General features: G+C 69.8%; 13 protein-coding genes. 5 read left to right on the plus strand and 8 right to left on the minus strand.

From position 1 onward, the window contains the following. Window positions 1–130: 130 nt before the first annotated feature. The gene (locus tag CS062_RS09200) at window positions 131–1,090 is read right to left on the minus strand and encodes an inositol monophosphatase family protein (RefSeq protein ID WP_099861352.1); all 960 of its coding nucleotides are present in this window, start codon (window positions 1,088–1,090) and stop codon (window positions 131–133) included. Between the two features lie 122 nt (window positions 1,091–1,212). Here CS062_RS09200 and CS062_RS09205 point away from each other — a divergent pair, with 122 nt between their 5' ends. Then, window positions 1,213–2,016 carry an RNA methyltransferase gene (locus tag CS062_RS09205; RefSeq protein ID WP_099861353.1) on the plus strand — a complete coding sequence of 268 codons (804 nt, stop codon included), beginning with the start codon at window positions 1,213–1,215 and terminating at the stop codon, window positions 2,014–2,016. A gap of 111 nt (window positions 2,017–2,127) precedes the next feature. After that, complete coding sequence (gene cysE / locus CS062_RS09210; RefSeq protein ID WP_099861354.1) at window positions 2,128–2,895, plus strand: serine O-acetyltransferase; 768 nt, start codon at window positions 2,128–2,130, stop codon at window positions 2,893–2,895. Between the two features lie 38 nt (window positions 2,896–2,933). On the opposite strand, the gene CS062_RS09215 is transcribed toward cysE, so the two are convergent. From CS062_RS09215 to yjgA, 3 genes are all read right to left on the minus strand, one after another. Then, window positions 2,934–3,437 carry an FKBP-type peptidyl-prolyl cis-trans isomerase gene (locus CS062_RS09215; protein WP_099861355.1) on the minus strand — a complete coding sequence of 168 codons (504 nt, stop codon included), beginning with the start codon at window positions 3,435–3,437 and terminating at the stop codon, window positions 2,934–2,936. 78 nt (window positions 3,438–3,515) lie between these two features. Next, window positions 3,516–4,130 carry a molybdopterin adenylyltransferase gene (gene mog, locus CS062_RS09220; protein ID WP_099861356.1) on the minus strand — a complete coding sequence of 205 codons (615 nt, stop codon included), beginning with the start codon at window positions 4,128–4,130 and terminating at the stop codon, window positions 3,516–3,518. Beyond that, on the minus strand, window positions 4,123–4,737 hold the full coding sequence (yjgA, locus tag CS062_RS09225; RefSeq protein WP_099861357.1) for a ribosome biogenesis factor YjgA: 615 nt from the start codon (window positions 4,735–4,737) through the stop codon (window positions 4,123–4,125). Before yjgA ends, mog begins: the two co-directional genes overlap by 8 nt. A 122-nt stretch (window positions 4,738–4,859) precedes the next feature. Between yjgA and pmbA the strand changes: the two genes are divergently transcribed. The 3 genes from pmbA to CS062_RS09240 all read left to right on the plus strand — a co-directional run bounded on the left by pmbA (window position 4,860) and on the right by CS062_RS09240 (window position 8,062). Further along, window positions 4,860–6,227 carry a metalloprotease PmbA gene (gene pmbA / locus CS062_RS09230; RefSeq protein WP_099861358.1) on the plus strand — a complete coding sequence of 456 codons (1,368 nt, stop codon included), beginning with the start codon at window positions 4,860–4,862 and terminating at the stop codon, window positions 6,225–6,227. Window positions 6,228–6,442: 215 nt separating this feature from the next. Further along, window positions 6,443–7,525 (plus strand): TRAP transporter substrate-binding protein, encoded by a 1,083-nt coding sequence (locus CS062_RS09235; protein WP_099861359.1) that lies wholly within the window; start codon window positions 6,443–6,445, stop codon window positions 7,523–7,525. Between the two features lie 162 nt (window positions 7,526–7,687). Beyond that, a complete protein-coding gene (locus CS062_RS09240) occupies window positions 7,688–8,062 on the plus strand; it encodes a type II toxin-antitoxin system RelE/ParE family toxin (RefSeq protein WP_199174205.1) in 375 nt (124 codons plus the stop codon). Window positions 8,063–8,255: 193 nt separating this feature from the next. Here CS062_RS09240 and CS062_RS09245 read toward each other — a convergent pair whose 3' ends face one another. From CS062_RS09245 to CS062_RS09260, 4 genes are read right to left on the minus strand one after another with little or no spacing between them, the layout of a single operon-like run. Beyond that, window positions 8,256–10,280, minus strand: coding sequence for an ATP-binding response regulator (locus tag CS062_RS09245; protein ID WP_158238722.1), 2,025 nt, complete (start codon window positions 10,278–10,280; stop codon window positions 8,256–8,258). Window positions 10,281–10,284: 4 nt separating this feature from the next. Further along, on the minus strand, window positions 10,285–10,743 hold the full coding sequence (locus CS062_RS09250) for a response regulator (RefSeq protein ID WP_099861362.1): 459 nt from the start codon (window positions 10,741–10,743) through the stop codon (window positions 10,285–10,287). 11 nt (window positions 10,744–10,754) lie between these two features. Beyond that, on the minus strand, window positions 10,755–13,118 hold the full coding sequence (locus CS062_RS09255; protein ID WP_099861403.1) for an ATP-binding protein: 2,364 nt from the start codon (window positions 13,116–13,118) through the stop codon (window positions 10,755–10,757). A gap of 17 nt (window positions 13,119–13,135) precedes the next feature. Then, window positions 13,136–13,816, minus strand: a complete 681-nt coding sequence (locus tag CS062_RS09260; protein WP_099861363.1) for a biliverdin-producing heme oxygenase — start codon at window positions 13,814–13,816, stop codon at window positions 13,136–13,138. Between the last annotated feature and the right edge of the window lie 178 nt (window positions 13,817–13,994).

The raw sequence follows: 13,994 nt of genomic DNA on the forward strand, positions 1-13,994 counted from the left end.
GCGTCCATGCTAGGCCCGGCCGCGGCGGCGCGGCCTCGTCCACTTGCGCCAAAAGCGACAAAGCCCTCCAGGGGAGGGCTTTGCTGGGACGGCGTCAGGAACGCCGCGGCGGCCGTTCAGGCCGATGGCATCAGGCTTCCGCGCTGTCGTCGCTCTTCTTGATCCGCACCGGGCCCCGCTTCTTGGGGGCTTCGCCTTCCGCGGCGGCCTTCTTCCGGGGGGCGGGCTTGTCGGCCGGTGTCTCGGCGGCGGCCGCGTCGGCGTCCAGCTCGTCCTGCGAGATGACGCGGGAGTAGGGCGCCAGGATCTGCACCAGCGGACCGTAGATGCGCGGCGTGCCGGCGACGATCTCGCGCTGGTGCAGGAAGTCCGGCTCACCGGTGAAGTTGCCTACCAGGCCACCGGCCTCGGTGATGATCAGCGAGCCTGCGGCCACGTCCCAGGGGTTCAGGCCGGTCTCGAAGAAGCCGTCGTAGTGACCGGCCGCCACGTAGCACAGGTCCAGCGCCGCCGCACCCGGGCGGCGCACGCCGGCCACCTGCTGGGAGACTTCCTCGAACATCTTCAGGTAGCGCTTGAAGTTGTCGCCCCGGCGGAACGGGAAGCCGGTGCCGATCAGCGCGTCGCTCATGCGGGTGCGCTTGGACACGCGGATGCGCTTGTCGTTGAGGAAGGCGCCGCGGCCGCGCGTCGCGTAGAACAGGTCGTTGCGGGTCGGGTCGTAGACGACGGCCTGTTGCACCACGCCGCGGTGGGCCAGCGCCACCGACACGCAATAGAAGGGCAGGCCGTGAATGAAGTTGGTGGTGCCGTCCAGCGGGTCGATGATCCACTGGAATTCCGAGTGCTTCGCGCCGTGTTCGCGGCCGGATTCTTCGGCCAGGATGCCGTGGTCGGGGTAGGCCTGCAGCAGCGTCTCGATGATCGCCTGCTCGGCGGCCTGGTCCACTTCGGTCACGAAGTCGTTGGGCGACTTGGTGTTGATCTTCAGGATGTCCAGGTCCAGCGACGCGCGGTTGATGATCGCGCCGGCGGTACGCGCCGCCTTGATGGCGACGTTGAGCATGGGATGGAGGGCGGCTTGCGTCATGCGGGACGATTCCTGTGGAAGAAGTGGACTGGCGAAGGGAAAGAGCAAGCGCCGGACGTCGATGTCGACCAACGTCCGGCGCGGATAATGCGCGATTTTGGCACAGACTCGTGGTTTCCCCTATGCCCTCGGCTGACTCCGGCCTGAACGCAACCGCCGTGGCGTCCGATCCGACACGCTTCGTGCTGATCGAGACCAGCCATCCTGGCAATGTCGGCTCGACCGCCCGGGCGATGAAGGTGATGGGCTTCCGGGACCTGGTCCTGGTGCGCCCGCGCTTTGCGGACGTGCTCAGCCAGGAGGAGACCGTCGCGATGGCCAGCGGCGCCGCCGACATCCTCGCCCGCGCCCGCATCGTCGACCGGCTGGAGGAGGCGCTGGACGGCTGCACCTTCGTCTGCGCCACCGCGATGACGCCGCGCGATTTCGGTCCGCCGACCCACCGGCCGCGGGAGCTCTTCGCACGGCTCGCCGACCCCGCCGGCGTCGCCCATCGGGTGGCCTTCCTCTTCGGGTCCGAGCGCTACGGCATGAGCAACGAGGACGTCTATCGCGCGCATGCGGTGCTGTCGATCCCGACCCATCCCGACTACGGCTCGCTGAACCTGGCCCAGGCCGTGCAGCTGCTGGCCTACGACTGGCGCCAGGCGCTCGGCGGCTACCAGGTCGCGGCCCGCACCGCCGACCCGCAACTGGCCGACGCGCGGGCGGTGCAGGGCCTGCTCGCCCATCTCGAAGGCAGCCTGGTTCACCTGGGCTACCTGGATCCCGCGGCGCCGAAGAAGCTGATGCCGCGGCTGAACCAGCTCTTCAACCGCGCCGGGCTGACGCAGGAAGAGGTCCACATCCTGCGCGGCATCGCCCGCGCGATCGAGAAGACCCGTCCCGCGGTGGACACGCCTCCCGCGCTCGGGGGGGACGAGTAGCCCGACGCGCTTCCCCATAAGGCCTGAGGCGGGCAAGGTTGAGGCCCGCCGCTAAACTGGCCGACCCTCATCACCCGAGCTCCTCGCGGGCTCGCATCGGGTTCCCCCACCATGTTCCAGCGTCTTCGCGAAGACATCGCCTGCATCCTCGAACGCGACCCCGCCGCCCGCTCGGCCTGGGAGGTGCTGACCTGTTACCCGGGTCTGCATGCGCTGATGGTGCATCGCTGCGCGCACTGGTTCTGGATCCGCGGTTTCCGGTGGCTGGGACGCTTCACCTCGCACCTCGGCCGCTTCCTGACCGGCATCGAGATCCACCCCGGCGCGACCATCGGCCGGCGTGTCTTCATCGATCACGGCATGGGCATCGTCATCGGCGAGATGACCGAGATCCACGACGAGGTCACGATCTACCAGGGCGTGACCCTGGGCGGCACCTCGCTGGTGAAGGGGGCCAAGCGGCATCCGACGCTGGAGCGCGGCGTGATCGTCGGCGCCAACGCCTGCATCCTCGGCGGCTTCACCGTCGGCGAGGGCGCGCGGGTCGGATCCGGCGCGGTCGTGACCAAGCCGGTGCCGCCGGGCGCGACCGCCGTCGGCAATCCGGCCCGGATCATCGAAGCGAAGGTCGATGCGCAGCGCGAGGAGGCCGCGGCCCGCATGGGCTTCTCGGCCTATGGCGTGACGCAGGGCGACGACCCGGTCGCGCAGGCCATGAAGGGCCTGATCGACAACGCCGCCGGTCACGAGCACCAGATCGCGCTGCTGTGGCAGGCGATCGCGAAGCTGTCCGAGGAAGAGCGCCGCGACTGCGTGCCGCAAGGCGCGCAGCAGGGCGAGCACTTCGATGCGGCGGAGCTGACGCGGCTGGTGAAGTGACGGCGTGACGCGGGCGAAGGCCCGCGTTTGCGCGCCGCTCAGTGGTGATGGCCGTGATCGCCGTGGGCGTGGCCGTGCTCGATCTCTTCCTGCGTGGCGGCGCGCACGTCCTTGACCTTGACGCTGACCTTCAGGTGCTGGCCGGCCAGCGGGTGGTTGCCGTCCAGGTGCACGGTGTCACCCTTGATCTTCACCACGGTGAAGACGTGGAAGCCGTCGTCCGCGGCCGGCTCTTCCTCGCCTTCCTTGGCCTGGCGGATCTGCAGCTGACCGCCGACCTTCACGCCGGGCGGGAAGTCCTTCTTCGGGATGGTGATCAGCAGGCTCTCGTCGCGTTCGCCGAAGCCGGTCTCGGGCGTCAGCTCGATGGTGGTGGCGAAGCCCTTCTCCTGGCCTTCCAGCGCCGTCTCGATGGCCGGCAGCGTGTTGCCGTAGCCGCCGATCAGCAGCGCCATCGGCTCGTCGGTCTTCTCGATGACCTGGCCGAGCTTGTTGGCGACCTTCAGCTCGACGGTGGCGATGGTGTCCTTGGTGATCTTCATGGGGTGTCGTTTCTCGTTGGGGCTTCTCGTGGAAGCGGTTGAAGCGTCGGCGGCGGTGGGAGGCGGCCGCCGTTGCGGTCAGGCGGGACGCGGCGGGCGTTGCGCGGTCTTGGGACGAAACGCGGCGCAGACCGCGTCGCGGGTTTCCAGATAGGGGCCGCCGATCAGGTCGATGCAGTAAGGCACCGCGGCGAAGATGCCGCTGGCCGCGGCGTGGCCCGCCAGCGTCTCGGCGATCGCCTTGGGCTGGCCCGGCAGGTTGATGATCAGCGCGCGGCCGCGGATCACCGCGACCTGGCGGGAGAGGATGGCCGTGGGCACGAAGTGCAGCGAGATCTGTCGCATCTGCTCGCCGAAACCCGGCATCACCCGATCGGCGACGTCCATCGTCGCCTCGGGTGTGACGTCGCGGACCGCCGGACCGGTGCCGCCGGTGGTCAGCACCAGGTCGCAGCCGGCCGTGTCGACCAGGTCCCGCAGCGTGGCGGCGATCTGCTCGCGCTCGTCGGGGATCAGCCGCGGCTGGAACTCGATCGGATTGATCAGCGCCGAACGCAGCCAGTCCTGCAGCGCGGGCAGGCCCTTGTCCTCATAGACGCCGCTGGAGGCGCGGTCGCTGATCGAGACGATGCCGATCCGCACCGTCTCCGGCGGCGGCAGCACGGCGGCGCCGACCGGCGCGGCGTCACTCATCGTCGCCCTCGCCGTGGCCGTCGCCGTCGTCAGCGTCGTCGTCCCGCGCTCCGCCCTTGGCGGCCAGCAGGTGCGACTTGATGAACTGGAACAGCTCGCGCCACGCGCGGCCGTTGCGCTGCTCGACCGCCTGCGCGCGGTCCTTGCGAGCGGCGCGGATCAGGCTGCGCAGCTGCTGGACGTCGACCGCGTCGAAGCTGTCGATGAAGCCCTGCAGCGCGTTGTCATCCTCGACCAGCCGCTCGCGCCAGCGCTCGGCCTGGTGCAGCTCGAGCGAGTCCTGCGCGCGGCCCAGCTTGAACTCGGCGACGGCCTCGCGGATCGGCGCCGGGTCGACCTGGCGCATCAGCTTGCCGATCAGCTGCAGATGGCGCTTCTTGCCGCTGCGGGCGGTGCCGGCCACGATGCGGCGGCCTTCCTTGATCGCGTCCATCAGCGACTCCGGCAGGTCGAGTGCGGCCACGCGCTTCTCGGGCAGCGTCAGCAGTTCGGCGCCCAGCGCCTGCAGCGCGTCCATGTCGCGCTTGAGCTGGCTCTTGCTGGGGCGGTCGTCTTCGAAGTCGTCGAAGTCCGCGCGGTCGTCGTGGTCGTCGTGATCGGGGTGCATGGGGGGAAGAAAGCGAGAAGCCCCGGCCGGAAGGGGCGGGGCACAGCGCCCGTATGATAGTCGCCACCCCGCCGCGGCCTCGGATCTCCCCAGGCCGCGCTGCTTTCACAGAGACCGCATTCATGAGTCAAGCCGAGCAAGGATTCGCCTACAGCCAGGACCATTTCCGCCAGTTGATCGAGGACGTCCTCGCCGAGGCCAAGCGCCTGGGCGCCAGCGACGCCGGCGCGGAAGTGTCCGAGGGCAGCGGCATGTCGGTGTCCGTGCGGCGTGGCTCGCTCGAGAACGTCGAGCGCAACCGCGACAAGTCGCTGGGCATCTCGGTCTACCTGGGCCAGCGCAGAGGCAATGCCAGCACCTCGGACTTTTCGCCGCAGGCGCTGAGGGACACGGTCCGCGCCGCCTACGACATCGCCCGCTTCACCGCCGAGGACGAATTCGCCGGCCTGCCCGACGAGCAGGACCTGTCGCTGGACGAAGCCGCGCGACCGGCGCTGGACCTGTTCCATCCCTGGGCGATCACCGCCGAGCAGGCCGCCGAACTGGCGCTGCGCTGCGAGGACGCGGCGTTGAAGACGGATGCGCGCATCACCAATTCGGAAGGCGCGGCCGTCTCGGCGCAGCAGTCGCACTTCTTCTCCGGCAACTCGCGCGGCTTCCGCGGCGGCTACGCGAGCTCGCGGCATTCGGTCTCGGTGGCGCCGATCGCGGGCCGCGGTGCCGGCATGGAACGCGACGCCTGGTACAGCTCGATGCGCGATGCGGCCGACCTGTCCTCGCCCGAATCGATCGGCCGTTACGCCGCCGAGCGAGCGCTGGCCCGTCTCAAGGGCCGCAAGGTCAAGACGGCGAACGTGCCGGTGCTGTTCGAGGCGCCGGTCGCCGCCGGCCTGCTGGGCGCGCTGGTGCAGGCCACCAGCGGGGGCGCGCTCTACCGCCGCGCGAGCTTCCTGCTCGACAGCCTGGACCAGCAGGTCCTGGCGCCGCATGTGGAGGTGGTCGAGGACCCGCATGTGCTCAAGGGCAAGGGCAGCTCGCCCTTCGACGATGAAGGCGTGACGACCCGGGCCCGCACCGTGGTCGAGGCCGGCGTGCTCAAGGGCTACTTCCTGTCGACCTACTCGGCGCGCAAGCTGGGCCTGCGCACGACCGGGCATGCGGGCGGCTCGCACAACCTGACGATGCGCAGCAGGGCCACCGCGCCCGGCGACGATCTGCCGACGATGCTGCGCCGGCTGGGCACCGGCCTGTTCGTCACCGAGCTGATGGGCCAGGGCGTGAACTACGTGACCGGCGACTACTCGCGCGGCGCGAGCGGCTACTGGGTCGAGAACGGCGTGATCGCCCATCCGGTCCACGAGATCACCATCGCCGGCAACGTCAAGGAGATGTTCCAGCAGATCGTCGGCATCGGCGCCGATGTCTACACGCTGGGCAGCAAGACGGTGGGGTCGATCCTGATCGAGCGCATGAAGCTGGCCGGCGCCTGAAGTGACCTGAAGTGATCTGAAGCGGCCCGAGCGGCTTCCTGGTTCCCCAATGAAGCGGCGCCCCGGCGCCGCTTCTGTTTTTTCGCGCGGCTGTCCTGGATCTCCCCCGGGCTTGTCAGGTTGACGCCAGCCCGGCGGTGGTTAATCCTGCGTTCGCCCAAGGCCGCCCCGGGAGGGCGGTCCATACCAACGAAAGCAGCGAAACAGGAGACTTCATGGAGCGTCGTTCCTTCGTCAAGAATGCCGGCCTGGCCGGCGTGCTGGCCGCCGGTGCGGCACCGGCCATCGTGCATGCGCAGGCCAACATCCGCTGGCGCATGGCTTCGAGCTTCCCCAAGCAGCTCGACACGATCTACGGCGGCGGCGAGGTCTTCGCCAAGAAGGTCAGCGAACTCAGCGGCGGCAAGTTCCAGATCAGCGTGCATGCGGGCGGCGAACTGATGCCGGCGTTCGGCGTCGTCGACGGCGTGCAGAACGCGACGGTGGAGATCGCCCACACGGTGCCGTACTACTTCTTCGGCAAGGACGAGACCTTCGCCATCGGCGCGTCGATCCCGTTCGGGCTGAACTCGCGGCAGATGACCGCATGGACCTACCACGGCAACGGCCTGAAGCTGATGCGCGAGTTCTACCGGAACTACAACATCATCAACTTCCCGGGCGGCAACACCGGTGCGCAGATGGCGGGCTGGTACCGCAAGGAGATCAAGTCGGCGGCTGACTTCAAGGGCCTGAAGTTCCGCATCGGCGGCTTCGCCGGCCGGGTGATCGAGCGCATGGGCGGCGTGCCGCAGAACCTGCCGGGGGGCGAACTCTATTCGGCGCTGGAGAAGGGCACGATCGATGCGGCCGAGTGGGTCGGACCGTATGACGACCTGAAGCTGGGCTTCAACAAGGTCGCGCCGTTCTACTACTACCCCGGCTGGTGGGAAGGCGGCCCGCAGGTCGACTTCTACATCAACACCAAGGCTTACGAGGGGCTGTCGGCCGAGTACAAGGCGATCGTCGAGGCGGCCTCGGCCTACACCCATGTGGACATGCAGGCCAAGTACGACGTGCTGAACCCGCAGGCGCTCAAGCAGCTGGTGGCGGCCAAGACCAAGCTGATGCGCTTCCCGAAGGACGCGATGGACCTCGCGTTCAAGGAGTCGATGGCGCTGTACAGCGAGCTGTCGGCGAAGAACCCCAACTGGAAGAAGGTGTACGAGGATTACGCCAACTTCCGGCGCGACCAGAACCTTTGGTTCCGCTTCGCGGAAGCCGGCTTCGACGACTTCATGCAGTCGCAGCGCTTCTGATCCGCCGCGAGCCGCTTCACAGGGCCGTGTCCGCAAGGGCATGGCCCTTTCTCGTTTCCGGCGCGAACCGCAGGTCCCCCAACGGCGGGCCGACTTCAGGACGACTCGCGCTATGGCAAGGCCTGGCACTGACCTTCATTGCAGCGATGCGCGGAGGTCGTCGTGGGTGTGTATGCGGTACGTGCGTTTCGCCGTTGGATGAAGGCTGAGGGCTTGGTCGACGCGGATCTTTGCCGTGCCGCCGCGGAGATGGCACGAGGACTGATCGATGCCGATCTTGGCGGTGGACTGCTCAAGAAGCGCATTGCGCGGAACGGTCAAGGAAAGCGTGGAGGTTTTCGGACGCTCGTCGCGAACCATCTGTCGAACCATTGGTTCTTCGTCTACGGTTATGCCAAGCACGACATGGCGAACCTCAGCCCGCGCGATGAGCGCGACTGCCGGCGCGCCGCGAGGCTCTTTCTGTCACTTGACGCAGGCGCGCGAGACGACCATGTCGCCGTTGGTGAACTCTCTGAAATGGACTGTGATGCATAAGCGCTTGAACATTGCCGACCTGCAGATGCGGGCCCTGTACTGGGACCTCTACAAATGCGGCCGCGTCAGCCGAGCCGAGTACATGGGTGTACAAGCGCGGCACCGGCCGGGACTTCAGTCGCGCGAAGCCGCGGAGCCGCTGCGTCCGCGCAAGCGTCGCGCCTTGGCCGCGGCCGGCCCACGGCGCTGAGCATCAGTCGCCGGCGCCCGTGCGCCCCAGCGCTTCCTGGATGGCGCGCGTCAGCGCCCCCAGCTCGATCGGCTTGGCGACATAACCCTGGAACCCCGCTGCGAGCCCCTCCTGCCGGTCGGCCACCATGGCGAAGGCCGTCAGCGCCAGCGCTGGCAACTCCTCGGCGCTGCCGCCCGGCAGCTGCCGCACCGCACGGATCAGCGAGCGGCCATCCATCTCCGGCATCCCGATGTCGGACACCAGCAGGTCGAAGCGCTCGCCGCCCGCCAGGCGCGACAAGGCCTCCGCTGCGCTGCCGGCGACGCTGACCTTCGCGCCCAGGCGGCTCAGCGCCACCTGGCCCACTTCGCGGGCGTCCTCCTCGTCGTCGACCAGCAGCACCCGCACGCCCGACAGCGTCTCTTCCGACAGTTCGACCGGCGCCGCGCACGGCGGCGGCGGCAGGGCCTGGTCGGCCAGCATCGGCAGGCGCAGCTCGAAGCAGGCGCCGCCGCCGGGGCCGGGGCTGGAGGCGCTGATGCGGCCCTTGTGCAACTGCGCGATCGCGCGCGCGATCGCCAGGCCCAGCCCCAAGCCGCCGACCTTGCGCGTCGACGAGCCATCCTCCTGCCGCAGCCGGTCGAAGACGAAGGGCAGGAACTCCGGCGAGATGCCGCGCCCGGTGTCCCGCACGCGCAGCAGCGCCTCGCCGTCCATCACCTCGACCTGCACCTCCACGCGCCCGCCGCTGTCGGTGAACTTGATCGCGTTGCCGATCAGGTTGGTCAGCACCTGCGCCAGCCGCTGCGCGTCGCCGGCGATCCACACCGGTTCGGGGGCGAGGCAGTTCAGCGCGACGCCCTTGCCCTGGGCCTCGTGCAGCGCGCCCAGCACCGACTCCGAAGCCAGCGCCGACAGATCCAGCGGTGCCGTCTGCAGCACCAGCTTGCCGGCGGCCACCGCGCTCATGTCGAGCAGGTCGTTGATCATCCGACCCTGCAGCTGCGCGTTGCGCCGGATCACCGCCGAGGCCTTGCCCAGCAGCGGATGGGCGTCCGAGAAATTGGCCAGGATGTCCGCCCAGCCGGTGATCGCGCTCAGCGGCGAGCGCAGCTCATGCGACAGCACCGCCAGGAACTGGTCCTTCAGCTCGTTGGCACGCTCCGCTTCCTCCTTGCCCTGGCGCAGCGCCTGCTGCGCCTCGTAGGCCGGCGTGGAGTCCCGGATGATCTTCGAGAAGCCGGTGGGCGCCCCCGACGCGCTGAACAGTGGCGTCACCACGCCCTCGGCGCGCAGCCGGCTGCCGTCCTGGCGCATCAGCCAGCGGTCGTCCCGGGCCGCGCCCTGCGTCAGCGCGAGCGCCAGTTCGTTCTCGAGCACGCCCGCCGCGCGGTCCTCCGGCGTCAGCAGGATCTCGGCCGACATGCCGCGCACCGCCTCCAGCGCATGGCCGAAGATCGTGCCGGCGGCCCGGTTCCAGTCGCGGATCCGTCCCTCGGCGTCCAGCAGGATGACCGCATGGTCCTGCAGCGAATCCACCACCCGCGCGTACAGCGCATCGGCCTCGCGCAGCTGCGCCTCGACCTGCCGCTGGGCATCGCGCTGGCGCACCTCGCGCAGCGCACGGTCGATGGCCACCGGCAGCCGGGCCAGGCGGCCCTTCATGACGTAGTCGGTGGCGCCGCGCTTGAGCAGCTCCACCGTGTTCTCCTCGCCGATCACGCCGGACACGAAGATGAAGGGCGTGCCCGGCACCAGTCGCTGTGCCAGCGCCAGCGCCTCCGCGCCGGTGAAGCCCGGGAGCTGGTAGTCCGACAGGATCAGGTCGAAGCGCTGCGTCTCCAGCGCGCCCAGCAGCCCCGGCTCGTCCTTCACCCAGGTCACGCGCGCCCGCGGATGGGTGGTCTCCAGCGAGGCGAGCAGCAGTTCCGCATCGAAGGTGGAATCCTCCAGCAGCAGGATCTCCAGCGGCGGCGTGTCGGCCGCGACGCCGGGCGCGGCGCTCGTCGGCGCGCCGGGCGGGGGGAGGGGCGCGGAATCGGTCATCGGTTCATTCATAGCGCCGCGCGGCGCGCAGCGAGCCGGGCGGCGGCTCGTTCAGCACCGCCCAGAAGACCCCCAGGTCGGCGATCGCCGCGACGAACTGCTTGAAGTCCACCGGCTTGACCACGTAGGCATTCACCCCCAGCGCATAGCTCTGCACCACGTCCGACTCGGTCTGCGACGAGGTCAGCATCACCACCGGGATGCTCTTGAGCGTCTCGGTGGCGCGCACCGCCTTGAGCACTTCCAGCCCGTTGACCTTGGGCAATTTCAGGTCGAGCAGGATGACCGCCGGATTGCCCTCGGCACGGTCGGCGTGCGCGCCTTCGCGGTTGAGGTAGTCCAGCGCCTCGGCGCCGTCGCGCACGATGATCACCTCGTTGGCGAGCTGGCTGCGTTCGAGCGCGACCAGCGTCAGCTCGAGGTCGCGGGCGTCGTCTTCGACAAGCAGGATGGGCTTGAGCATGGCGTTCGACTTCAGGAATCAGGAGAGAGGGAATCGGCGGCACGAGGCGCCGCTGCGCCGCCGGACGGGAGGGGATCGAGGGCGTCGGCGTCGACCGCCGCCGTGCTGCCGGGGGGGGATTGAGCCTCCTGCATCGCGCGCGTCGGCAGGGTGAAGCTGAAGCGCGCGCCGCGCTCCGGCTCGCCCCAGGCGTCGACCTGGCCGCCATGCCGCTCGACGATCCGCCGCACGCTGGCCAGGCCGATGCCGGTGCCCTCGAAGCTCTCGCTCTGGTGCAGCCGCTGGAACACGCCGAACAGCTTGCCGACGTACTTCATCTGGAAGCCCACGCCGTTGTCGGCGATGCTCAGGCCCACGCCGGTCTCGTCCTCGATGGCGGTGATCTCGATGCGCGCCAGCTCGCGCGGCCGGGTGTACTTGACCGCGTTGGCCACCAGGTTGCGGATCGCCACCTGCAGCAGCACCGGGTCGCCCCAGAGCCGCGGCAGCGGGCGCTGGATCACCCATTCGATGCGGCGATCCTTGTTCATCGCGTTCTGCTCGGCCACCAGGTCGTCGATCAAGGGACCGGTATGGATGGACGCATGCTTGATCGCCGAGCGTCCCATCCGCGAGAAGTCCAGCAGCGCGTCCACGAGCTGGCCGGCGTGGGCGGAGGCCTCCTTCACATGCGCGAGGTAGCGCTGCGAGCGCGCCGACAGCGACTGGCCCTCCATCTCCAGCACCAGGTCGACGAAGCCCGCGATGTGACGCATCGGCGCGCGCAGGTCATGCGACACCGTGTACGAGAAGGCTTCCAGCTCCTTGTTCACGCGGCCGAGTTCCATCGCGACCTCGGCCATCTCCTCGGCGCGGCGCAGCACCACGCCGATCAACGCCTGCCGCAACTCCTGCACCGCGTGCACTTCGCCCGACGTCCAGGGCAGGGACCGGCCGCCGACCTGTTCCTTCCAGCTCGAGAAGCTGCGCCGCGGATGCAGCCGCGCATCGCCGTCCGTCGCCGGCGTCTTGCGGGGGTTGCCGGCCCAGACCACGGTCTGCACGATCTCCGGGCGGAACCAGACGATGTGGTGGCGATGCAGCCGGGAGATGGAGATCGCCAGCAGGCCGGCGGTGCCTGCCAGCGCCCCGGCCAGCGATGGCGGCGTGTCCTGCGCCAGCCGGTCGCTGTGCCAGACCGGATCGACGCGGTTGGCCAGCCACTGGCCGAGCGCCAGCAGCGTCTCGCGGTCCGGGGTCTCGCCGACCGACCAGCAGCTGTCGTTCAGGATCACCGCCGCGCCGGTGGCGCGGCCCAGTCGCAGCAGCGGCCCCGGTTCCTCGACCAGGCGCTGCAGCGTCGCATCGCTGTCCGACAGGTGCGCGACGATCGCCAGCGTCAACTGGCGCAGGCGCAGCTGCTCGGTGACCTGCTCGTTTTCTTCCTTCGCCTCGATCTGCAGTGACAGCAGTTGCCCCAGGTGCTCGCAGGCCATGCGCGTCTGCCAGGACAGCTGGCGCGGCGCATGGTCATGACAGGACACCAGCCCCCACAGCCGCCCGCGCACGATGATGGACACCGACATCGACGCCAGCGTCCGCATGTTGCGCATGTACTCGAGATGGACCGGCGACACGCTGCGCAGCGCGGCTTGCGACATGTCCAGCGCCGTGCCGTCTCGGCCGTCGACGAAGCGCACCGGCACCGGTTGGTAATGGGCGTCGGCGATCAGGCGGATGTGATTGATGCGGTAGAGCTCGCGCGCTTGAGGCGGAATGTCCGAGGCCGGGAAGCGGTGGCCGGCATAAGCGTCGTAACCGCCGTCGAGCGCTTCGGCGAGCACCTCGCCATGGCCTTCGGCGTCGAAGCGGTAGGCCAGGCAGCGGCCGAAGCCGGTCAGGCGCTTCATCTCCGCGACCACCACCCGGCAGAGCTCGTCCACCGCGGCGGTGCGCTGCATCATCGGCACCAGGTGCCGGGCCAGGCTGTAGATCGGCGCCCGGTTGCCGCTGTCCTCGACGTCGGGCTCGAGCTCGAAATAGGCGCGCTCGCCGAGCCGGTGGCCCGACACATGCAGGCGGCGCCCGCCGATCACCAGCGTGCCGCAGGACACCGGGCCCTCGCCGTCGACCCAGGCATGGCGGGCCGGACGCACCGGATCGAGCGCGCCCTCGATCCGCGCCGGCAGCAGGTCGGCCGAATCCGGCAGCAACGCGCGCCAGTTCTCGCTGTAGGCAACCAGGGCGCCGTCGCGCCAGTCGACCGCCGCCAGCCAGCCGTGGGGCTGTATCGCGCCGGGGATGCGGATCGGCTCGCTCGCGCACTGCGCGATCTGGCGGTCGATCGACGTCGGCGTCGATGTCGATGTCGTCGTTGGCGACAGGGCGGGGGTCATGGCGGCGCCGTCCGCGTTCATCGCGCAGTCGCGCCGGCGGCGCCCGTGTCCGGTGATGTGGCCGTTGCGGTCGGCAGGTCCGATGCCGCGTGGCCGACCGGCGCGAAGGTCTCGATCAGCGCCTGGAAGGTCTGGACGGCCGCTCGGCAGGCGGCGGCCCGGTCCGCCTCATCGGCGCCGGCCTGCGCCTCGGCAAGCTGGCGGAATTCCCGCCACATCGCTCCGGTGCGGGCGCCGAAGCCGTGGAAGTAGGCGGTCCCGTGTTCCGGGGTCAGGCCGTGCCGGGCCTGCAGCATCGGCGTCAAGACCTGGCCCCCGAGCGCGGAGCCCTCGAGCACATACAGCGAGCCGAGCGCCGCCGCCGGGGTGTCCAGCCGCAGCCGGTGCTGCGAGGCCCGCGCCGCGGCCCGCATCGCGGGGTCGTCCGGCAGCGCCAGGGCCGTCAGGTCGCGTGCGGCGAACGGGGCGCGCCTGCGGGCGTCGAACCATGGCCGCAGCGACTCGGGCAGCGCATGGCGCACGCGCTGCTCCCACAACTGGAGGAACTCATGGAAGCCGCGCAGGATGCGGCCGTAGCGCGCGAGCGGCATCGGCGCCCCCAGCCGGAGCAGCGCCTCGATCTCGTCGTGCAGGGGAGCGGTGCAGCGGCGCAGGCGGGGCAGCAACTCAGTGGCGATCGGGGCGTCGGTTGTCGTCATGGAACTCGGCGGGCAGGCGGGCGCTCGGACGGCAGGGACGGCGGCAGGGCCGGACCCGGCCGCGAAGCCGCGGATTATGGGCAGAAAGGCGCAGGGCAAAGATCCGTCCCGGCCCCCCGCGTGCGCGCGACCCCCCCATCCCGGTGGTTGCCCGCACGGCCGTTCGTTCCTCGGTGCG

Origin of the sequence: Roseateles chitinivorans (assembly GCF_002761755.1) — a bacterium.
GTDB classification, from domain to species: domain Bacteria; phylum Pseudomonadota; class Gammaproteobacteria; order Burkholderiales; family Burkholderiaceae_C; genus Roseateles; species Roseateles chitinivorans.